At 35.8% G+C, this 21,129-nt stretch carries 19 protein-coding genes and 1 pseudogene; 6 read left to right on the top strand and 14 right to left on the bottom strand.

Going from position 1 to position 21,129, the window contains the following annotated elements; all coding sequences use genetic code 11:
- Nucleotides 1-114: 114 nt before the first annotated feature.
- From moaD to G4D63_RS18110, 11 genes and pseudogenes are all read right to left on the bottom strand, one after another.
- Entirely contained in the window at nt 115-348 is a 234-nt protein-coding gene (gene moaD / locus G4D63_RS18160; protein WP_163181339.1) for a molybdopterin converting factor subunit 1, read from the bottom strand.
- The gene (locus G4D63_RS18155) at nt 345-815 is read right to left on the bottom strand and encodes a molybdenum cofactor biosynthesis protein MoaE (RefSeq protein ID WP_163181337.1); all 471 of its coding nucleotides are present in this window, start codon (nt 813-815) and stop codon (nt 345-347) included. The genes moaD and G4D63_RS18155 overlap by 4 nt, the downstream gene beginning before the upstream one ends.
- The gene (gene mobB / locus G4D63_RS18150; RefSeq protein ID WP_420837829.1) at nt 808-1,341 is read right to left on the bottom strand and encodes a molybdopterin-guanine dinucleotide biosynthesis protein B; all 534 of its coding nucleotides are present in this window, start codon (nt 1,339-1,341) and stop codon (nt 808-810) included. Before mobB ends, G4D63_RS18155 begins: the two co-directional genes overlap by 8 nt.
- Entirely contained in the window at nt 1,326-2,594 is a 1,269-nt protein-coding gene (locus G4D63_RS18145) for a molybdenum cofactor synthesis domain-containing protein (protein ID WP_163181333.1), read from the bottom strand. Before G4D63_RS18145 ends, mobB begins: the two co-directional genes overlap by 16 nt.
- Before the next feature lie 124 nt (nt 2,595-2,718).
- Nucleotides 2,719-3,750 (bottom strand): annotated as a pseudogene (locus G4D63_RS18140) (acyltransferase family protein).
- 166 nt (nt 3,751-3,916) lie between these two features.
- On the bottom strand, nt 3,917-5,320 hold the full coding sequence (locus G4D63_RS18135; protein WP_163181331.1) for a HAMP domain-containing sensor histidine kinase: 1,404 nt from the start codon (nt 5,318-5,320) through the stop codon (nt 3,917-3,919).
- Nucleotides 5,317-5,994 carry a response regulator transcription factor gene (locus tag G4D63_RS18130; protein ID WP_163181329.1) on the bottom strand — a complete coding sequence of 226 codons (678 nt, stop codon included), beginning with the start codon at nt 5,992-5,994 and terminating at the stop codon, nt 5,317-5,319. The genes G4D63_RS18135 and G4D63_RS18130 overlap by 4 nt, the downstream gene beginning before the upstream one ends.
- Before the next feature lie 138 nt (nt 5,995-6,132).
- Nucleotides 6,133-7,338: a S1C family serine protease gene (locus G4D63_RS18125; protein ID WP_163181327.1), complete on the bottom strand. Its 1,206-nt coding sequence runs from the start codon at nt 7,336-7,338 to the stop codon at nt 6,133-6,135.
- 282 nt (nt 7,339-7,620) lie between these two features.
- Nucleotides 7,621-8,193, bottom strand: coding sequence for a DNA-3-methyladenine glycosylase I (locus G4D63_RS18120; RefSeq protein ID WP_163181325.1), 573 nt, complete (start codon nt 8,191-8,193; stop codon nt 7,621-7,623).
- A 97-nt stretch (nt 8,194-8,290) separates the two neighbouring features.
- Entirely contained in the window at nt 8,291-9,247 is a 957-nt protein-coding gene (locus tag G4D63_RS18115; RefSeq protein ID WP_163181323.1) for an ATP-grasp domain-containing protein, read from the bottom strand.
- A 34-nt stretch (nt 9,248-9,281) separates the two neighbouring features.
- The gene (locus G4D63_RS18110; RefSeq protein ID WP_163181321.1) at nt 9,282-10,337 is read right to left on the bottom strand and encodes an LLM class flavin-dependent oxidoreductase; all 1,056 of its coding nucleotides are present in this window, start codon (nt 10,335-10,337) and stop codon (nt 9,282-9,284) included.
- A gap of 219 nt (nt 10,338-10,556) precedes the next feature.
- Between G4D63_RS18110 and G4D63_RS18105 the strand changes: the two genes are divergently transcribed.
- A complete protein-coding gene (locus G4D63_RS18105) occupies nt 10,557-11,483 on the top strand; it encodes a CobW family GTP-binding protein (RefSeq protein ID WP_163181319.1) in 927 nt (308 codons plus the stop codon).
- Between the two features lie 165 nt (nt 11,484-11,648).
- Here the strand turns inward: G4D63_RS18105 and helD are convergent, their stop codons facing one another.
- The gene (gene helD, locus G4D63_RS18100; protein ID WP_163181317.1) at nt 11,649-13,985 is read right to left on the bottom strand and encodes an RNA polymerase recycling motor HelD; all 2,337 of its coding nucleotides are present in this window, start codon (nt 13,983-13,985) and stop codon (nt 11,649-11,651) included.
- A 400-nt stretch (nt 13,986-14,385) separates the two neighbouring features.
- Here helD and G4D63_RS18095 point away from each other — a divergent pair, with 400 nt between their 5' ends.
- Nucleotides 14,386-15,702 (top strand): YheC/YheD family endospore coat-associated protein, encoded by a 1,317-nt coding sequence (locus G4D63_RS18095; RefSeq protein ID WP_163181315.1) that lies wholly within the window; start codon nt 14,386-14,388, stop codon nt 15,700-15,702.
- A gap of 31 nt (nt 15,703-15,733) precedes the next feature.
- On the opposite strand, the gene desB is transcribed toward G4D63_RS18095, so the two are convergent.
- Nucleotides 15,734-16,849 carry a Delta(10) desaturase DesB gene (gene desB / locus G4D63_RS18090; RefSeq protein WP_163181313.1) on the bottom strand — a complete coding sequence of 372 codons (1,116 nt, stop codon included), beginning with the start codon at nt 16,847-16,849 and terminating at the stop codon, nt 15,734-15,736.
- A gap of 238 nt (nt 16,850-17,087) precedes the next feature.
- Between desB and G4D63_RS18085 the strand changes: the two genes are divergently transcribed.
- The 3 genes from G4D63_RS18085 (at nt 17,088) to G4D63_RS18075 (ending at nt 19,190) form a co-directional block, all read left to right on the top strand.
- Complete coding sequence (locus tag G4D63_RS18085; RefSeq protein ID WP_163181312.1) at nt 17,088-17,378, top strand: hypothetical protein; 291 nt, start codon at nt 17,088-17,090, stop codon at nt 17,376-17,378.
- Nucleotides 17,379-17,473: 95 nt separating this feature from the next.
- Nucleotides 17,474-17,719 carry a DNA alkylation repair protein gene (locus G4D63_RS18080; RefSeq protein ID WP_163181310.1) on the top strand — a complete coding sequence of 82 codons (246 nt, stop codon included), beginning with the start codon at nt 17,474-17,476 and terminating at the stop codon, nt 17,717-17,719.
- Nucleotides 17,720-17,939: 220 nt separating this feature from the next.
- Nucleotides 17,940-19,190 carry a two-component system sensor histidine kinase NtrB gene (locus G4D63_RS18075; RefSeq protein ID WP_205603899.1) on the top strand — a complete coding sequence of 417 codons (1,251 nt, stop codon included), beginning with the start codon at nt 17,940-17,942 and terminating at the stop codon, nt 19,188-19,190.
- A 65-nt stretch (nt 19,191-19,255) separates the two neighbouring features.
- Here G4D63_RS18075 and msrA read toward each other — a convergent pair whose 3' ends face one another.
- Nucleotides 19,256-20,212: a peptide-methionine (S)-S-oxide reductase MsrA gene (gene msrA / locus G4D63_RS18070; protein WP_163181308.1), complete on the bottom strand. Its 957-nt coding sequence runs from the start codon at nt 20,210-20,212 to the stop codon at nt 19,256-19,258.
- A gap of 229 nt (nt 20,213-20,441) precedes the next feature.
- On the opposite strand from msrA, the gene wrbA reads away from it, so the two are divergent.
- Nucleotides 20,442-21,053 carry an NAD(P)H:quinone oxidoreductase gene (wrbA, locus tag G4D63_RS18065; protein ID WP_163181306.1) on the top strand — a complete coding sequence of 204 codons (612 nt, stop codon included), beginning with the start codon at nt 20,442-20,444 and terminating at the stop codon, nt 21,051-21,053.
- Nucleotides 21,054-21,129: the final 76 nt, after the last annotated feature.

Here is a 21,129-nt window from a genome sequence, read left to right as displayed (position 1 = left end):
CCTTTTTAAATCACTATAACCCTTTGTTTATTGCGAAGAAAAAAGAAAAACAGTTAATTTTCAGTACAAAAAACCAAAGGAACTTAATAATCCCTTTGGTCATTTTTTTTAAGATTACCCACCACTTACAGGTGGAATTAAAGCCACAACATCTCCTGATTTCACAATATCGTCATCAAACGAATATTCTTCATTAATAGCTACCATCACTTGCCCTAGATTAGTTAATGAGTACTTCTCCTTTAGAATTTCTAGAAGTTCCTTTACGGTTACTTGTTGTTCATCTATTGTTATTTTTTCTGAGCCAGCCTGATCTTTAAGGTTAGCAAAAAGCAATACTTGAATCACGTTAAGTCTTCCTCCTCTGGATGCCCTTTTGGATACTCTTTTGTCTCAAGTTGATTTCCAATCCACTTTTCGCCATCTTCCCAATGCTCTTTCTTCCAGATTGGGACAATTTCTTTAATTCGTTCAATCGCATATTCATTAGCTAAATACGCATCTTTTCGGTGAGGAGTTGAAACAGCTATGACGACAGCTATATCGGTAATATCTAATCGACCAATTCGATGAGTAATTGCTACCCTAGCATCTTTCCACTTTTCGTTGATTTCTCGACCAATTTGCTCTAGTTTTTTTTCAGCCATCGGTACATAGGATTCATACTCTAAATAAAGAGTTTTTTTCCCATACGTCAGTTCACGAACAGTACCAATAAACGTGGTAATTGCACCAGCATTTCGATCTACTACTTTATCAATAATAGGCTGAACTTCAATAGGTTCACTGATGATTTCAAATAACTTATTATTCATTGCTATGTCCCCCTACTTCCTGCAATAAAAAAGATAAATATGCTTCTTCCTCTGACCTTAAAAACCAAGTTAAATTCTTGCACTGATGTTTGAGCAGAGGTACTTGTGAAATGACACAAAAAATATTAGATAGTTTTTGTGTCATTTCAAGATCTTCTTGAGTTCTTAACAATACTACTTTCGGATAGGATTCCAGTTTATATCCCTCTACTAAAATAATATCTAGATTAAAGGACTCGTAAAGTGAAATAATTTGTTGAAGGTCCCACTTTAATTCTGAAGCAGTTAATTGAATTGTACCATTGCCTTCTACTGTTACAACCCTAGCTCCAGCACTTCGGTGTAACGCAGAATCCTTCCCTTTGTCAGCAAAATCGGGCTCACCACCATGTCCATGATGCTTTATAGTACCAACCTTATAGCCTCGTTTGCTTAAATTCTTCACTAGCTTCTGCACCAAGGTTGTCTTCCCACTATTTTGATAGCCCACAATTTGAAAAATAGGAAGCCTTACTTCCATGGCCACTCACTTCCGTCATCAGTCTCTAATAGCAAAACATCAACCATCATACCTTTTTCATAACCCCTCGTTCCACCTGGTAAAATCATCAAGGCGCTAGCAGCTGCTAAAGAGGAGACAGCATTAGATTTATCAAAGCCACTTGGGACTACCTTTAGTGTGGTTTCTTGATAGATCAATCGGCTCCTTACAAATCGGGTGAACGGGTTTGGCTTTGGATAGTTCTCATTTAAGAGCGCTTCTACCTTTAGCAAGTGTGGCCTTGGGTTAAACAATAACGTTTGAACAATCGGTCTTGTAAATAATTCATAACCAACATAGCAAGCAGATGGATTACCTGATAAACCAAATAAAAGTTTACCATTTAACTCCGCAACTGTTGTTACACTTCCAGGTCTCATCGCAACCTTATTGAAAAGAACAGATGCTCCAAGTTTTTTGTATATATCCGGTAAATAATCATAGTCTCCTACTGAGACACCGCCAGTTGTAATAAAAATGTCAACCTCGTCGAGACTACTTTTAATCATATTATAACAGTGTTCAAAATCATCAGGCAGAACACCAAGATACTTAGGAATTCCACCACTTCTCTCAATCTGAGCACATATCATATAAGCATTGCTATTCCTGATTTTCCCTGGCTGTAAATCTTGATCCACCTCAAGTAGTTCTGTTCCTGTTGCAAATACACCTATCTTTGGTTTCTTTGCAACCTTAACTGTTCCATAGCCAAATGTTGCTAAAAGCGCCTGTACACCTGGATTGATTTTCGTACCTTTATTGACGAGGATGGTTCCTTGTCTTGTATCTTCTCCTTCAAAGGATATATTATCTCCTGGCTGAAAAGGACGTTTAATACTCATATATTTCTTACCATCTCGTTCTGTTTCTTGTGTCAACTCAAGCATCACAACTGCATCACAACCCTCAGGCATTTGAGCACCAGTCATAAGTCTAACAGCTTGATAGGCCTGAACTTTTTTTGAGGCAACATATCCTGCACCAATTTCCTCAACCACTTCAAACTCTACGGTGTTTTGGAGAGATGCTAGTTGACTATCCTCCGCGCGAATTGCAAAGCCATCATAAGGAGATCGATCGAATGGTGGAACATGATGAGTTGCCACTAGATCCTCAGCCAAGTGTCGACCATACGCTTCCATAATAGATAGTTCTTCTAATACTCCGTGCTTAGCAAAGCTCATAACTCTCTTAACAGCCTCACTTACTTGAATTGGCTTTCTTATTTCAACCACTAGTAGTTCACTCCTAAGGATTTCTATCTCGTATTCAAACGATATATCCCAACTTTAGCACAAAAAGCTAATTGTTTCATTTTATATGCTGAGTAATGAATGACTTGAATGAATCCATTTCTCTTTAACGATTTTGAAGAAGATTGGCAAGTACTAATTTCTTAAAACTTTGCTTCCAACTATTAAATTTCAACTCAATCAACGGTTGCGTTAGTCGCCTAATTACAGTACTTGATAAAATCATCGTGAGTAGCATTGCAAAAAGTACCAACAATAGCAATTGCTATGTCCTATTGATTACATCCACAAATTGACTATTTCTAAATGATTTTATGAAGAATCCATGTAATAAATAAACGTATATAGTGCTAGTTCCCCACTTTGTAAAGAAAAGTCTTCGTAAAGGAACTAGAGCTAAAAATGATAACGTAGTTAAAAACGACAATACATAAATGGATAATCTAATAACAGGGCCATTCACACCAAATGCCCCTAACATCTCATAAGGCTTTGATCCAAATAACCACTGATAGTTAAAGTCAGGTAAAAAGAAAAACATGATGAATGTACACAACAGAATGAGTAGTCCGGCTATTTTAATACGAATTACTTTCATTTTTTGGAAGTGCTCCTTACTTAAATAAAAACCCACCAAAAATAAAGGAAAAAAAACAAAAGTTCTTGATAAACTTAAAAACCCATTCACTTCATTAATATAGCCAATTAGCACACCTAGCATAATTGCACTACCTATTGCCGTTAGTGGTGATAACTTTGTAAAAACATATAGCATGACATTCCAAAAAAACAAACTAATTAAAAACCAAAGTGACCAATGCGGATCTAATGGATTTAAAGATGTTAGATCTTTACCCTGAATCACATAATAAAAAAATGAATAGATTCCTTGAAAAATAAGGTAAGGGATTATCAGTTTTTTTGCCACCTTTTGCAAGTACCCTGTTTGTTTGAACCCTTTAGCAAAAAAACCAGAGATCAAAATAAAGGCTGGCATATGAAATACATAGATTGTGTGATATAAAGTTAAGATTACTTTACTCTCCTCTATATATGATTGAATTAAATGTCCAAAAACTACTAAAAAAATTAATAAAAATTTAGCATTGTCATAGTATGCATCTCGAGAAATCATCATAACCTCCACAGTTTTTTCTTTGGTGTCTACTGGTATGTACAGGTTTCGACGAAATTTATTGAATTACGACCGCTTGTAATCGCATCGTAAAAGAGTTGTAAGAAACGCAAAAAAAACATCAACAGGGAAGGAGCTCTACCCCACTGATGATTTTTGTTATTAATATTTATTTACTTATTGGAAAGTTAACGATAAAGGTTGATCCGGAGTTCTCACTACTATTTACAGCGATATCTCCTTTATACTTTTCTACAATTCTCTTAGCAATTGACAAACCCAGTCCAACTCCACCCTGTTCTCTACTTCTAGCTTTATCAACTCTGTAAAAACGGTTAAAGATTTTATTTTTTTCTACTTCTGAGATCCCTAACCCTTGATCAATGATTTTGACGAACACTTTATCACTTTCCTTTTGTATAAGGACGTCAATCCGTTTTTCGTAAGGAGAATATTTTACCGCATTATCCAATAAAATTAAAATAATTTGTTCTAAGTGATGTTTTGATATAAGGGTTTGAACCTTATCCTCCGTTTTATTATTAAAAGTAATAGTAAAATCAGGATGAAGAATAGCAAAAGTTTTAGTGATTTGTTCGACCACTTCTACGATTGGAATAGGTGTAATCTCAGCATTTTCGATTGTCTCAGACCTTGTTAGTTCGAGTAGTTCCAAGACAAGTTTTTGTAATCGACCAATTTCTGATTTACAAACTGATAAGGATTCCTCTAAAACATCTGGGTCATTCTTTCCCCATCTCTTTAAAAGTGCTATATGGCCATCGATTACTGCAATTGGTGTTCGTAGTTCATGGGAAGCATCTTCCACAAACTGCTTTTGTTGTTGAAAGGTCTCCTCTACGCGTTCCATCATTTCGTTAAAAATGGTCGTAAGTTCTCTGAATTCATCATCATGCTGGGTTTCTGTCACTCTTGTTTGGAAGCCTTCTTCTTTTACTCTCATGATTGCCTGGTTTAATCCCTTTATGGGATTAATATATTGTCTTGATATAATCAACCCACTAACGATACTTATGAGAATCGTTGCAAGTGCAAATCCAAATATAATCATTAATATTATGTTAATCAGATCTTCAAACGATTTCAAATTACGTACTACCTCTACTGTTCCTTGAAAGGACCGCGAATTCACATGCTCCCATGCAACTAGATAGAGATCACCTTCGTATTGAAATTGCTCTATTCCATCTCTAGACGGATATTTTGCAGTAGAAAGCTGTCCTGGAAAGTCATTAGATACAGAGATTACAATATTATGATTAATATCAAGGATACGAATTAATTGATGCTTATCATTTAGTTTTAATAGTAGATTTTCCATATCCCGAACATTAGTATTCTGAAAGGGTCGATTTATTTGCTGATAATAAGCAGCCACTTCATCCCTAGTTTTACTAACAGCTTCTCGTTCTTGTCCTAATAACCAATTATATAAAATTTCATACTCAGCAAAGCTAAATATGATAAATGTAAGAAACATAAGTAGTGACGTGGATAGAGTAAGTCGCCACTTTAAAGATATGCTTTGAAAAGAGTGAATAAGCCTTTTCATCCCCTCATCACATAGCCTGTTCCACGTATTGTTTGAATATAACTTTCTGTTTCACCTATATCAATTTTATTTCGTAAATAACGAATATACACATCCACCACATTGGTCTCCACTTCTGTTTCGTATCCCCATACCTTATTTAATATTGCCTCTCGACTTAAGACTATATTTTGGTTGCTCATGAACATCAATAACAAATCATATTCTCGTTTCGTCAAGTCAATAAGTTCTCCATTTTTGATTACCTGTCTAGCCTTTATTTTTAACGTTAGTTGTCGATTATTTAAGACCTCGTCTTTTACTTCATCTTTTGTACCTACTCTTCTAAGTAAAGATCGAATTCTAGCTAGTAGTTCTTCAATAGCAAACGGTTTTGCTATATAATCATCTGCACCACTATCTAAGCCTGACACCCGGTCCATCACACTATCTCTTGCTGTAATCATGATAATCGGGGTTGATTTAACGGCTCTGATTCTTCTACACACTTCCACGCCATTTAGTTCCGGAAGCATTAAATCTAGTAAAATACAGTCCCATTCTTCACTAATGGCTTTTTCCAATCCAAATCTACCATTTTCCGCTGAATCTACCTCGTATCCTTCATACTTAAGCTCTAGTTCAAGGAACCGAGTAATATTCTTTTCATCTTCAATGATCAAAATTCTCTTCATATACCCAAGCTCCTTTTTACATTTATAATAGTATGATTAGACAGACTTGGCTAGTAGTAAGCTGTTAGTAGAAAAATGATGAATAAAGAGCTATCAATTCCTCGATAGCTCTTACTTCAATCAATCAACACTTAGCGTTTAAGAAGGATTACTAGGTACCTCTTCAAGGATCATCTTTGTTTCTTGCTTTTGTCCATTTCTATAATAGGTAATGGTCATTTCCTCTCCAACTTGCTTTTGTATATATAGGAACTTTCTAAGCTCTACTACAGATTTTAATTTTTGCCCATCCAGCTCTGTTATAACGTCCATCTCTTGTAACCCTGCTTTGTCTGCAGGTGAACCCGCTCCTATTTGTTCAATGAAAACTCCTTCAGTTATATTTTCTGGTAGGTTAAAGGTTTGTTGCCAATGATAACTTGCAACATCAGCTAATGATCGACTTGCCACACCTAAATATGGTCGCTTTACCTTACCATGAACCTCTAAACTTTCTATTATTGGTTTAGCAATAGAGATCGGAATCGAAAAGCCGATGCCCTCTACGGCAGTTTGATTAATTTTCATAGAGTTAATTCCTACAACATCTCCATTAACGTTAATTAAAGCCCCACCACTATTTCCTGGGTTAATCGCAGCGTCTGTTTGAATAACATCTGCCTCCCAATCAGCATGACCGTCTTGGTTTAAATCTACTGGTATGGAACGGTCTAATCCACTAATGATACCTTGTGTCACTGATCCGGAGAACTCTAGTCCAAGTGGGTTGCCAATCGCAATGACAGGTTCACCAAGCTTAAGAGAGTCAGAGGATGCAAAAGTTGCTACATGCTCAACCTTTGTTCCATCTATTTCAATAACAGCTATATCCATGAAAATATCACTACCTAATAGTTTACCCTCTAGACGTGAGCCACCCTCTAAGCTAATTTCAATTTTATTAGCACCATCTATAACATGGGCATTTGTAACAACATAGGCTTTACCGTTTTCATTTTTATAAATAACCCCTGAACCTGTACCCGCTTCTTTGTCTGGTTCAAGCATTCTATTATTTTGAATGTTGATTACTCCGACTACCGCACCACTTGCCTTCTCGATTGCTTTTGTTATATCAGTTTCTACGTTTACACTCACGTTTTCAATCGTGTTTGCCATGGCAGCTACTTCCACTTGTTCCTCATTACTAGTTTCAGTATTGTCAGACGACGTATTAGGCGAAACTACCATTAATGTAATCAATGCTCCTATACATCCTCCAGCTACTGCTGAGAAAAACACTTTTGGAGATCTCTTCTTATTAATAGCAGTTCTGGTTTCAACATGTTCATCATAATATCCCATTTATCTTTACTCCTTTTTGATTTCTATGATATACATAATGTACCGTTTAAACCTTAAAGAAACCTGAAAAGAACATTAAAATTTGATGAGAATTTATAAAAAACTTACTCAAATTAAGAAATTTTTATTATAAATGTAACCACTGTAGTTTGTTTTTATGTATTTAACTATCGTTTTTCTTTAGTTTTTCTATGAATTGATTCTACCCCACTTAAATTTATACACTTTTCCAATACGTGAACTAATTTCCTCATGGTCTGTGCTGCATTGGTTCGGATTAACTTAAGCCATTTCCTTGGTATTCTTTTCATAGCAATGACAAGTTACGATATGATCATTCACCATACCGACCGCTTGCATAAATGCATAACAGATCGTACTACCGACAAATTTAAATCCTCGTTTTTTTAAATCCTTACTAAACTGATCACTAATCGGTGTGGTAGCAGGAACCTCGTCTAGACTTAAAAAATGATTTTCGATGGGTTTTCCACCCACAAAGGACCATATGTATGAACTAAATGAACCGAATTCATCTACAACCTTTAAGTAGGCTTTAGCATTTGAAATCACTGAATTTACCTTTAAGCGATTTCGAACAATTCCCTCATTTTGAAGCAGTTCTTCTATCTTTTGCTCATCGTAGTTCACAATAACCTCTGGATTGAATCCATCAAAAGCTTTTCTATAATTCTCGCGTTTTTTTAAGATTGTAATCCAGCTTAGCCCCGCCTGCGCTCCTTCAAGGTTTAAAAACTCAAACAATAAACGGTCATCATAGATCGGAACTCCCCATTCATGATCATGATAATCTATATAAATCGGGTCTGCAGTTACCCATCCACACCTTTTCATTTGTCTCCTCCTCCACTAACCTTCTTTGCTCTATCATATTCTATTTAGTAGCTAAAATAAAGAAGACTCCCTTTCATAGAAAGTGAGTCTTTTTGTATTAAGAATTTACTAATGTTTTTTTTATTTGTTCTAACTCTTTTCCTAAGAATTGAGCCAACTGAAGCATACCAAACTTCCCTGCTTTTTCCTCTGCTTCTGGATTATAGTTTGTATTTGTATTTACATCATAGGTGAAAATTTCACCAGCACTGTTCCGGATGAATTCAATCCCAGCTACGTGAATTTGGTTTTCAGCTAGAAATTGTTCATATAACTCAATCATCGGCTCATTAAAGCCTTCTATCACTTCAAACATTGGTTTCGTCTCTATTTGTTCACCTACTGGGCAAAATAGGTCACCAATTTGGCATGCTTCTGCTGGACATAGTTCAAAGCCTTCTGAAGTATCAACTCTAACTGCGTATTGGAACTTACCTCCAACAAACTCACAACGAGTAATGGAACTATCAGTTGATTGAATATATTCCTGAACAAGTGTAATTCCATCGATTGGTTCTTCAAACTGATCACTCAGCACATAATGTCGAACAGCATCCTCATGATCAAATAATTGAACGCCTAGTCCTTTTCCAGCACGGTTATGCTTCGTAATAATCTTTTGGCCTTTAAATTTCTTTGCCGCTTCAATAATTTGTTCTTTCCCTGTAGCAGCAATTGTACGCGGTGTTCGGATACCTGCTTGGTTTAGCGCCATATATTGAAGAACTTTACTTAACTCTAATTGCAATGCACGGCTACCATTAAATACTTTTCGACCATGTCGCTCTAACCATGCTAAAACACCCGTTGTATGCTCAGGTGCATAGCGGTGACCTCTCGTGTGAGAAGAGGCACTCATACGACTATAAAATATTCCTTCAGGTGGAGCTTCGTTTAGATCAACAAACCCATCAGCCATATGCCATACTTCATACGGTAAGCCTAATTCGTCTAAACGTCTTGTTAAGTGGATCGTCCATTCATCATTTTCATGAATTACATATATTTTCTCCATACTATTTCCTCCATTGAGAGAGATTGATTAATCCTTAGTTTGATAGAGTATGCTTTGATCTCTTTTCTTCAACTAAAGGCATGACCTTCATTGAGAATCGTTCCATTTCCTCATGCTGTGGCGAAAATTGAAGTAATAATAAATCTAAGCCTGCTTGTTCATACTCTAAAATTTTATCAGCGATTTGATCAGGTGTTCCAATCAATTGAGGTCGAAGCCCACGATTGGAGACTGAGTAATCTTGAAGTTTAATTTCTTGTTCTAACTGAGATTTACTAGTGAAATCCTTATACCCGGCATAAGCACTTCCTTCTTTAACATTTGTAATGCGAGCAAGCTCTTCTTGTACTTCTTCTTCTGTATCTCTACAAATGATATAAGCAGCCATGCCAAAGCTTCCAAACTCAGGTAATCCAAGATTGCTTCTTCTTATCTTCATGTCCTGAATTTTTGTTGATATTTCTTCTACGCTACCCCCATGCATAACATATGAGTCACACTTTTCAGCAATCGTTTGCTTACCTGCCTCACTCTCTCCACCTGCGTATAAGATCGGGTTAGGCCGTTGTACTGGCTTGGGGTGTAGCTTTGCATTTTGAATATTATAATACTTTCCATTATACGTGAAAGTATCGTTTGTCCATAGTCCCTTTAATACATCGATAAATTCTTTTGTACGCTCATACCGTTCGTCATGTTCAGTGAAGATTCCGTTATATTGACGCGCTTCTTCTTCCCACCAAGCTGATACAACATTCAAAGTAAATCTTCCGTTAGAAAGTGCATCTATATTTGCAGTCATTTTAGCTGCCACAGCTGGGTTGTGAAAACCAGGTCTGATTGCTGTCATGATTTCAATTTTGTTGGTAACAGCAGCCAAAGCTGCAGCAGTTGTCCATGCTTCAAGTGAATCATGCTCAGGACCTTTGATATCATTTAAGTACAGCTCAGCAATTAGTGTTGTATCAAATCCCCACTCTTCTGCTGATTGTATGACCTTTTTTGCATATTCAAAAGTTGCTGGCATACTTTCATCTTCAACATTTCTTAACCAACCTCCAAAAATCGGTAACCAAAATCCATATTTCATGTTCTCTACTCCCCATCATTTTGAATTTCTTGTTGTATTACAATATGTATTACTGCCTATTAATTTTAGAATCTAGTTATATACTTTAAATTACAAGTAAACATACCATAAAACTCGGATTTAGACAATCAGCAAGTTTCACTAAATAATGCCCTTTTATCTTGCTATCTTGATTATTTTTTTCTACTATTAATAAATAACTAAACTGAGGAGAATACCATGAAAATACCTATATATATCTTGTCAGGCTTTTTAGGCGCAGGTAAAACAACCTTACTTCGAAATATACTACTTCAAGAAAAGAAACAAGATCGTAAAGTGGCAGTACTTATGAATGAATTAGGAGAGATTTCCATTGATTCAGATGCCGTTGATGGCGAGACACCATTAAAGGAGCTTTTAAATGGGTGCGTGTGTTGTACAATTCAAGGACAGTTAGAAGCACAACTTCAGGAACTGATTCATCTTCATAACTTGGATGCTATTTATATCGAAACAACAGGGGTCGCTCATCCAATTGAAGTAGTTGATGCATGTATGTCACCAATATTAGTTGAGCGAATCAATGTTGAGTCGGTTATTAGCCTTATTGATGCCAAGCGTTGGAAGGACCGAAAGACATTAAGTCCACAGCTTCAATCCTTATTGATTGAACAAGTCAAACATGCAGATGTGCTTCTTTTAAATAAAGTTGATGAACTAACCGACGAAGTGCAGGGTCAACTTGCCTTTGAAATACAACAAATAAATCCATATGGAAAATTACTGTTTACAACTTTTGCTTCCGTTAATTTATTGGACCTACAAGGAATTCAGCGAAAACCAAGAGAAGATCATGAGAAGCTTCATGTTGATCTTCAGCTACGCTTAAAAACTCTAGTATACAAGTTTACTAAGCCAGTTGATCATGAGTTGTTCGAGGATTGGCTGAGAAGCATGCCTGATTCTGTTTATCGGATAAAAGGCTATATAAGATTTACTCATTCAGACTCTTTATATTTATTTCAGTACTCATATGGAATGCCTCTTTATATGAAGGAACTCATGAACATTCCGACTAATCTTGTTTTTATTGGGGAGCACCTTCCTGTTGCAGAGATGCGTCAACAGTTGGCAGAGTTAGAATCAGCATCGCAAACACAGTAACTACGATAATTAACTCGATACACACAAAACTAAAAAGCTAACATTTTGAAAAGGAGCACCGTAATTAACGGTGCTCCTTTCAGACTGTAGACAAATTATTAACTAGGTTATTTCCGCTCCATGGCACTCGCTTTCCACGGGGTGGGCGGTGAAGTTATGCGGCTCTTATTTAAAAGTTTCTCTTGCGTACAATGAATGATCCACATCTTGGAGGAACGGATTTTGCTTCCCAAGCTCATTGATCAATAATTCGTGCATGGCTCTTGTACAAGCAGTGTAAAATAATTTTCGTTCTGTTTCTCTCTTGTACTCCGATGCATTATAGAGAATGACTGTATCAAATTCGATTCCCTTCGCTAAGTAAGCCGGTACAACTACGACTCCCTCTTCAAACGTTGACGACTCACCTTTAATGAGCTTGATTTCAACCATATCCTTAATTTTTTCGTATACGTCTTGACTTTCTGCTGCAGTTTTACAGATTAGGGCAATATTAGCTGTGCCGTTCCGCAATTGATTATGAATTTGATTGACTGCTAATACGATTAAGTCCTGCTCACTATTACCAGAAGTAACAATAGGAAGTTTCCCTTCTCGATTAAACGGTTCAATATGGTTGCTCTCTTTTAGTAGCATTTTTGTAAATTCAACAATTTGTTTCGTCGAACGGTAGCTTTTTGTTAGAGTAATTACTTGTTTAGATTTTTTCTTATCAATGTGATCATCTTGAAATATTGTACCATCTAGTGATTGCGGAAAGATTGCTTGGTTAAAATCTCCAAGGAGTGTAAAACGACTGTTTGGAAATAGCATAAAAAGTGTCGCAAGTTGCACCACAGAATAGTCCTGAGCTTCATCTATAAAAATATGCCTTACAGATGTATTTTTTTGAGTACCCTGTATCTGCTCTTTTAAGTATAAATAAGGAGCTGCATCTTCATAGTACAATCTATTTTTTTCTAGTTCACTCATTGTTAGCGCACAAATATCCTCCCATTCTTCAGGGATATCTGGGAGAGGTAACTCACCGCTCATATACATTCCCTCATAAATGGAAATGAAATCAATAAAATTCGAATCCTTTATTTGCTGTTGTATAGGTCTGAAATGCTCTCTTACAACCATTTTCGAAAGAACTTGTTGCTCAGAATCCATATCATTAAATGATTGATTTGTATAATGCTTCTTATTTTTTCTTTGTAACTTCTGATATGCTTTTAGGTAATCCTCTTTATCTAAGTATTGTATTTCATCTTCTACCCATTTTGAATGGATTTCTTTTTTTGCAATTTTTTTAAGCCTATTAGATAAGTGTTCTTTAACAAGCTGAATCTTATTAGGTATTGAAATAGACATATCAAACTTATAGAACAGTTCTTTTATATAAGAAGAAGATATTAAAACCTTGTCACCTAACACGATATCCTTAAAAACCAATCCATCCCTTTGTAGCCATTCTAAATATCTATTCAATACTCTTATAAAAGCAGGAGAGGACTTATAATCGATCCCCTTCATTCTGTCTTTGTAATCAATATGATTTTGTGCGTTTAGCGTATACTCCATTAGTGTAAAGGGACTCTCTATCTCTACATCATCACTTAGCTTGTTATGGATAAAGTCCTGGTAAGTTGTTTGTTGCATATTTTTCTCACCAAGCTCTGGTAATACCGATGAAACGTAATGATTGAATAGTGTATTAGGAGAAAATAACAGTATATGCTCTGCTTGAATAGTTTCTCTGTATCTATACAACAGATAAGCAACCCTCTGAAGTGCCGCTGAAGTTTTACCACTTCCTGCTGCCCCTTGAACAACGAGAAGGTCGCTTTCATCATTGCGAATAATATTATTTTGTTCTTTTTGTATGGTTGCTACAATTGTTTTCATATGTACATCAGAATGTTTCCCTAGCACCTCTTGTAACAATTCGTCCCCAATTGCTAGGCCAGTATCAAACATACCCTTAATTTCTGAATCTTTTATAATGAACTGCCTTTTTAATGCCATTGAACCACTAACAGTACCAGATGGAGCTTGAAAATCTACATCACCTGGAAGTGAGTCATAATATAGGCTTGAAATTGGAGCTCTCCAATCATAAATTAAAAAAGAATCATCTTCATCAAGGAATGAGGCAATCCCTAAATAAATAGTGTTTGTCTCCTCTTCTTCTTCAAATTTAACATCAATTCTACCGAAATATGGAGACTGTCTTAATCTCTCCAGCTTTGTAATTTGCCCATATCCATGGCCATGACTTCGTTCACGTTCAGATAGAAACTCTGCTTGCTGTTTTATAGTTGTAAAGGTTTCAATGAGTTCATGTGGCTCATCCACATTTACACGAACATCTTCCCAAAAGCTTTTTCTAATTTCTACTATGTCTGTTTTAATACTAGTTAAGTGTTTTTGCATTGAATCCATTTTTTTTTGAACTTCAGAAACTACATTATTTACTCTATTCTGTTCCTGTTGCCATTCTTGAGGAGATATACTCATTCCATCACTCCTAGTATTTTTATAATCGAACTGTTGACATATATTATCTTTTCGTGCTATGATAAAATAGAACAATATTATAAATACTATATACTAAACAAACGACCAATTTTTATCATATCATTATCTAACGTTAATATCAATACATATTATAAAGAACGCTAATCTATAGCGTTCTTTTTTATTTTGAGTTCCCCCTCCAAACTTGATCATGTTCCTCCTTTACACTTACCAATAGATACTTCGCTTTGTAAAAATTTGACCATTTCTTAAATCTCATCCGCCCGAATTGACCAATTTCATAAAATTAGGCCTCTTTATCTACTTTTTGTCCAAACCTTCGTATTTAATTTGAATAGGATGTTTGTGTGATTCTAATACAACTAAGGGTGATTATAGTATGCAAAAGATTAAAATCGTTTATATTGATACCGAAAATTCTGTTCTTATTCCTGACGAGTTAATCAACCTGTATCAAATAAATTCTGCTTTCCTGACAATAAAAGTTGGTTGTTGGAGTGCTGAGGTCCCAATTACATCTACTAATCAGCTAGAACAAGCTACGATTGGTATTCCTAAAAACCTTTTCCCATTTGACTTACCAGAAACATTAACATATGAAATACAATTCTCTAATTCTATACTAAAATTAGGACCGGTCATTGGAATCCTCAATTCTACTGAATCTAATAACACTCTTGGAAAAAGTAAACGAAAAGTTTTAAGAACTAGACTTAAAAGTTATGATAAAATCAGTGGCCTTGTTTACGTTTTTTCTTTGGAAGACCTAGACTTTGAGAAACAAATTATATCAGGGTATTATTATCAACCGCTAGGCGACGAAGAATGGATAAAAGGATCTTTCCCTTTTCCAGACGCTATTTATAATCGAATTAGATTGCCTCATAATTTTAGAAAAGATATCATTCAAATTACGGGACCAACGCTTTTCAACTCTACACACTTTGATAAGTACAAGCTATGGAAGGTATGCTCTAGTAATGCCACTGCTGTAAGCTATGTACCTGATAGTGTATCTTACACAGAGCCAAATGACTTCTTTTTTATGATTAATAAATATCCTACTATCTATATAAAACCCATTAGGGGCATGCAAGGAAAAGGTATAATAGTAGCGAAAAAAGAAAATAATCATGTTACTTTTCAGGGTAGTAATGGTGACAGAGCAATATGTTACTCTATAGAAGAAATCGCTTATTATCTAGGACAGAATTTGACCAATAAATTTGGTTACATTCTACAACAGGGTATTCATTCCATGTATAAGGATAAAAAGGTCGATTTCCGCTTCTATTTCCAAAAGAACTTCGAGAAAGAGTGGATATGTCAGGGCGTTGTGGGAAGGATTGCTAATAAAGATAGTGTTGTGACTAACTTTAAACACTTATCAATGCTTCTAACAGGTAAAGAGGCTATTAGGCGTCTCTTCAATGTAAATAAAAAACAAGCAGACAAGATTATAGAGTCTACTATAGAAAAATGTAGAGCTGTATGTGAACTTATTGATCAAGAAATCGGTCACTACGGAGACCTTGCAATAGATGTAATTTTAGATAAAGAAAAGAAGCCCTATATACTAGAAATAAATAATAGAATTTACGGTACAAAAAGTTTAAAAAGGTTAGGAAAGAGTAAGATGTTCAATAGAATAAGAACCACACCCTTGGCCTATGCAAAAGCTTTGGCAGGATTCTAAGTTCTAAACCACGAAGAAGGAGTCTAGAATTCTAGACTCCTTCTTTGTTATCTCTTATCAAGCTATTTTCTTTTACGATTTCACGCTTACTTGGTAATACTTCTTTTCTTATCGTTTTAATTTCCTTTGGATCTAAACCATGTCCTAAAGAAGCGTAAACATTACCTCTATGTGGGTCAATCAATTCTGCAGTATTATAATATAACCTAGGCGTCTTCCAGAGTGCCTTCAATGCCTGTGTTAATGGCATTTCATGATAGCGTTCGGGCCACATTCTTTTAATTTGTTCCTTTACTAAGGGATAATACTTTGAACTCATACCTGGAAAAAGATGATGCTCGGTATGGTAAGAAAAATTAAAGTGTAATACGTCGACCCATTTCGGAACTGTTACAGTTAGACTATTGGCTAAAGGGTCATTTATTTCAGTGATTGGATTCAAACGGTGATTGGTAGAAATATACATCATCACGATAAAATTCGCAATTAATAAAGGAAGCAAAAATGCAAAGAACCACTTAACAGGTCCAAACCAAAACAGAAGACCTATCCAAGTTACCCAAGGTAGAATGGCTTCAATCCAAACCGTAGGTCTTTTCTTTGGATTAAACTCCTTAATGTACAAAGTAAACATTCTTGATGAATGTAATGTGAACTGTACAGTAAGGGATACAAAACTTGCTAGAGCGCGAAATGAATGTGGTAACTTATACACCCATCTTAAGAAACGACTTTTTGCCAACTTCTCGAAGGTGGGCCAGGCGTCAGGATCATTCTCTTCATGCTGGGTATGAACATGATGAGTCAGGTTATGCCATTTTCTCCAAAGTTTCGGTCCAGTTGTTAATGGCCAAAATGCAATTGCTCCCAATAAGTCTCGGAGCCAGGCAGTCCTAACTACCGTTCCGTGTAGTATTTCGTGCCCTAGAAATCCCATAGCAGCAAAGCTTGTACCAAGTACAATAGCAATTCCTAAATAAATAAACGGACTTAACTCAAAGGCTCCAATTGTAATAAATCCTGCGACTGTAATGAGCAAGTAGGCAAGTCCTCCCCAAAGACGAGAAGGTACAGGCTTAAAAACGTTCTTTGGTAAATGCGGAGATATTCTAGCCGCATACCATGCAAAAGTATGTAAATCCTTCAAAATTAATCCCCTTTCTTCCCTTTAATCTTGTCTTGAATTCATTAGAGACTATAAAATTTGGTGTATGTATTACTATTTTGGTTAAAGGATTTTCCCACTCCTAACTAAAGCTATTTCAAGGATAGTATCACCGATTTTTTTCAAATCATTACATAAAGTTCCATAAATTTTCACTTCTATCTTTGGGATTGAGTGAATAGTTTGATATAAAGCTTGTACACTTATAGGGGGTTAACAAATGAAAAAGAAAGGTTTATTAATTGCATTAGTGTTAATTTTTCTTTGTGCCTGTACCTTTCTTGGTGGCAAAGAACAAGAGGGAATAACGTTAGAAGATAGCCTGTTACTACAAAATTATGATCAAATTGTCAAAAAAGCCGAAGATTATGTAGTAAGTCAACCTAGCAGGGCAGTCGTCCAATCTGTCTATCAGCATGAAACGGATTCCTTATGGAAAATAGAATTTACGAATGGTTCGATTGTCCTCTATGACGAAAAGACTGATGAGTTGACTCATGCTGAAGAATGATTATTGAACATGAATGATTTTCTTATTTAAATACAGATTTCTAGCACATAAATTGATTCATATGGGAAATAATATCAGCAGGAGGTGCATAGCTAATGACACAACCATATCTATGTCCGAACTGCAAAACAAATCGTTCTCGATTTAATGTAATCGAACAAGTAGCTACACCGATTAAAATGGATCCTCATTCTGGTGAAGTGGTACAACAATTTACTGAAGATGCATTAGATCCTTTCCATTTACCATACCGTGGACCTGAAAAGAGAGTTCAGTGTGGCACTTGCGGTTTAATTGAGGATGAGAAAACATTTATTAAAAGAGCACAATATGGTAAGTAGGCCTAAGATTTCTTAGCCTACTTATTTTTTTGTTCCCTTAAACTTAGTAGGTTAAGCCCTTTCAATTCCACAACCACCTCGTAGCTAACTACTTCAAACAACTAAAAAGGCCTGTTCTTTACAATAGTAATTAAATTAATAAAAATGCACTTGACTATTATGTCAACCTTCTATATGTTATAGTTAACTTACTATTGGATACGTTTCAAGGAGTAAAAAGATGAAGCATACAGTGAATAGTCAAGAGAAAAGAATATCGGAATTAGAGGATGAATTACAGTCGTATCGTGAGCTTTTATCCAGAATCCCAGCTGCCATGTCCTATAGGGACTATAATCGTGGTATTCACATTCAAAAAGACCGTGGTCTCTCCCTCCCTAAACATTCTAAAATTGAAAAACGCCTCCTTCCTTCTGAGTTAAAACAGGATTTATTACTAGAGCAAGATGTGCCATTTGAGAAAATAGAAGAATTTTTGCTTCCCATCTTTGATACGATTCCACATCATATTGTATTTATCAATGCACATGGATGTATTACATTATGCAATAAGAAAACAGCAGAAGACCTTGATGTCGACCGAGACTCTATCATTGGAAAACATATTAGGGATTTATTAAACCTACCAGATGATCTTATTATGCTACTAGAAACCTTACGAACAGGTAATCCCATTGTTAATAGAGAAGTCCTGGATACAAATTATGGCATTAATAACACTTGGATTTATCGAGATGTTAATGGAAATATCATTAGGGTTCTTGGAGCTTTTCAGTCACTTAACCTGGTTAAGGAATCTGAAAAGCAGGCATTGGCTGGAAGGATAGCAGCAGGTATCGCTCATGAGATTCGTAATCCACTGACGACAGTTCGAGGATATTTACAATTTATAAAGGGTGGACTTAGTCCTGATATTTCTGAATTAATTCACTCTCTTTTAATTCCAGAGCTAGATCGTGCAAACAAAATCATCTCTGACTTCTTAACAATTGCCAAACCTTCAGAAACGAAGGCTGAAATGGTAAATTTCAATGAATTTATTAAAAATCAATTAGGTCCGCTACTCAAAAGCGAAGCCTTCTTGCATAATGTTGAGGTCATTTTCGATTGTTCACCAGATGTAGATGATGAATTGGTGTCAATTAACTCTTCTGAAATGCTTCAGATTTTTATTAATTTATTCCGGAATGCAGTTGATGCTAAAAGTGAAAGGCCAATGAAAATTAAATTAAAAACAAAGGTTGATCAACAACGGCTACAAATAGTTTTCTCCGATAACGGTAATGGAATACCAGCTAACCAACTAGAACATATATTTGATCCATTCTTTACTACAAAGGATGAAGGAACTGGTCTTGGATTATCACTGTCACGAAAGATGGTCGAAAACCATGGAGGTTCTATTTCAGTAAGAAGCTCCGAAAAGGGAACCTCTTTTTATATTCAGTTGCCTTATGAAAGAAAGAAATAAGCGACTCCAATACCTATCCCGAGAATTAATAATACAAAAAAGCACCCGAGGGGTGCTTTTTACAATTAAAAGAGTCTTAAATATTCACCATAACCTTCTTTTTCTAGATCCTGCTTTGAAATAAACCTTAGTGCAGCGGAGTTTATACAATATCTAAGTCCACCCTGATCTCTTGGACCATCATCGAACAGATGACCTAAATGAGAATCAGCTTCTTTACTTCTAACCTCTGTTCTTACCATATTATGAGTAACATCTAACTCTTCTTTAATTGAAGTTTTGTCAATTGGCTTTGTAAAGCTTGGCCACCCGCATCCTGCATCATACTTATCTTTTGAACTGAATAGCGGCTCCCCTGATACAATATCTACATAGATGCCTTCATCGTGGTGGTTCCAGAATTCATTGCGAAATGCTGGTTCGGTCCCATTATTTTGTGTCACTTCATATTGTATGGGAGTTAGTTTTGTCTTTAAAGTGTGGTCCTTAACGGAATCCTTCCATGCATCTTTTAAAAATTTCTCTCTTCCCGAGCCTGTTCGGTACAACTTATATCGAATGGGGTTTTTCTTATAATAATGCTGATGATAATCTTCTGCCTCATAAAACGGTCCTGCTGGAATAATTTCAGTTACAATTGGTTTCTTAAATTTGCCACTTTCCTGAAGCTCTTTTTTTGAAGCCACCGCTAAGTCTCGTTGTTGTTCGTTATGATAAAAAATAGCAGTTCGATAAGATTCCCCACGGTCAGCAAACTGACCACCTTCATCTGTTGGATCAATTTGTTGCCAAAATAAAGTAAGAATCTCCTCATATGGAAATAGTTCAGGATCAAACGTAATTTGAACCGCCTCGTAATGACCTGTTTTATTTGTACAAACTTCTTCATAGGTTGGATGATCTTTCGTTCCACCTGTATACCCAGAGACTACCTTATGAATTCCCGGCTGTTCATCAAATGGTTTGACCATACACCAAAAGCAACCACCTGCGAAGGTTGCTAGCTGTAAATTATCAGTCATCTATAGTTACCTCCCAATTTTACTATTGTTATTGTTCCCAATTATAACAGCCAATAACAGTTTCTTCTAATACAAAGCATTATGCGTTAGATTCAATTGAGTTTAATTACAATAAAGCTAAAGAAAGAGTTATCCTTTATAACCTAATAATTATTCTTACAAAAGGTTTAAAAATTTTTATGAGAGGAAAACTTACTTATGTATTATAAAAACAGAAAGAGGTCGAGTGATGACAAACGTTAAACTAGCAATAATCTATTACAGTTCAACAGGAACTAATTATCAACTTGCACAATGGGCAGAGTCAGCTGCTAAAGAAGCTGGTGCTGATGTGAAACTATTAAGAATTCCTGAGACTGCTCCTGATTCAGCAATTGATACGAATCCAGCTTGGAGAGGACATGTAGATGCAACAAAGGATGTACCAGCCGTAACACTAGATGATCTTGAGTGGGCAGATGCTTTAATTTTTAGTGTACCAACTAGATATGGAAATGTTGCTTCACAATTCAAAACATTCATTGATACAACCGGTGGATTATGGTTCAACGGAAAGCTTGCTAACAAAGTTGTAAGTGCAATGTCTTCTGCAGCAAATTCCCATGGTGGACAAGAAGCAACAATCCTATCAATTTATACTTCCATGTACCACTGGGGTGCTATTGTTGCTGCGCCAGGTTATACCGATCAATCAATCTTCGCTGCTGGTGGGAACCCATATGGAACAACAGTAACGATTAACCAAGAAGGTAAAATGGTAGAGAATGTTGAGGATGCTGTTAAGCACCAAGCAAAGCGTACAGTTGATGTAGCTTCAGCGCTTAAATCAGGTTTGAAATAAAATAGTAAAATAAAAAATCAGGAGTTTTCCTCTTGATTTTTTATTTTAACCTATCTATCTCAACTTTTCCTAACAT

It is taken from the genome of Bacillus mesophilus (assembly GCF_011008845.1).
Classification (GTDB): domain Bacteria; phylum Bacillota; class Bacilli; order Bacillales; family SA4; genus Bacillus_BS; species Bacillus_BS mesophilus.
The sequence above is the reverse complement of the archived record's forward strand: the minus strand, read 5'-3'. Positions and strand labels throughout refer to the sequence as shown.

Bases quoted from the DNA above. Each gene is read 5' to 3' on its own strand.
- G4D63_RS18130 (WP_163181329.1), bottom strand. From the start codon at position 5,994: ATGAAGAGAATTTTGATCATTGAAGATGAAAAGAATATTACTCGGTTC.
- G4D63_RS18115 (WP_163181323.1), bottom strand. From the start codon at position 9,247: ATGGAGAAAATATATGTAATTCATGAAAATGATGAATGGACGATCCAC.
- G4D63_RS18135 (WP_163181331.1), bottom strand. From the start codon at position 5,320: ATGAAAAGGCTTATTCACTCTTTTCAAAGCATATCTTTAAAGTGGCGA.
- msrA (WP_163181308.1), bottom strand. From the start codon at position 20,212: ATGACTGATAATTTACAGCTAGCAACCTTCGCAGGTGGTTGCTTTTGG.
- G4D63_RS18155 (WP_163181337.1), bottom strand. From the start codon at position 815: ATGAATAATAAGTTATTTGAAATCATCAGTGAACCTATTGAAGTTCAG.
- G4D63_RS18125 (WP_163181327.1), bottom strand. From the start codon at position 7,338: ATGGGATATTATGATGAACATGTTGAAACCAGAACTGCTATTAATAAG.
- wrbA (WP_163181306.1), top strand. From the start codon at position 20,442: ATGACAAACGTTAAACTAGCAATAATCTATTACAGTTCAACAGGAACT.
- helD (WP_163181317.1), bottom strand. From the start codon at position 13,985: ATGAGTATATCTCCTCAAGAATGGCAACAGGAACAGAATAGAGTAAAT.
- G4D63_RS18110 (WP_163181321.1), bottom strand. From the start codon at position 10,337: ATGAAATATGGATTTTGGTTACCGATTTTTGGAGGTTGGTTAAGAAAT.
- G4D63_RS18120 (WP_163181325.1), bottom strand. From the start codon at position 8,193: ATGAAAAGGTGTGGATGGGTAACTGCAGACCCGATTTATATAGATTAT.
- G4D63_RS18105 (WP_163181319.1), top strand. From the start codon at position 10,557: ATGAAAATACCTATATATATCTTGTCAGGCTTTTTAGGCGCAGGTAAA.
- G4D63_RS18080 (WP_163181310.1), top strand. From the start codon at position 17,474: ATGACACAACCATATCTATGTCCGAACTGCAAAACAAATCGTTCTCGA.
- G4D63_RS18095 (WP_163181315.1), top strand. From the start codon at position 14,386: ATGCAAAAGATTAAAATCGTTTATATTGATACCGAAAATTCTGTTCTT.
- G4D63_RS18085 (WP_163181312.1), top strand. From the start codon at position 17,088: ATGAAAAAGAAAGGTTTATTAATTGCATTAGTGTTAATTTTTCTTTGT.
- G4D63_RS18075 (WP_205603899.1), top strand. From the start codon at position 17,940: ATGAAGCATACAGTGAATAGTCAAGAGAAAAGAATATCGGAATTAGAG.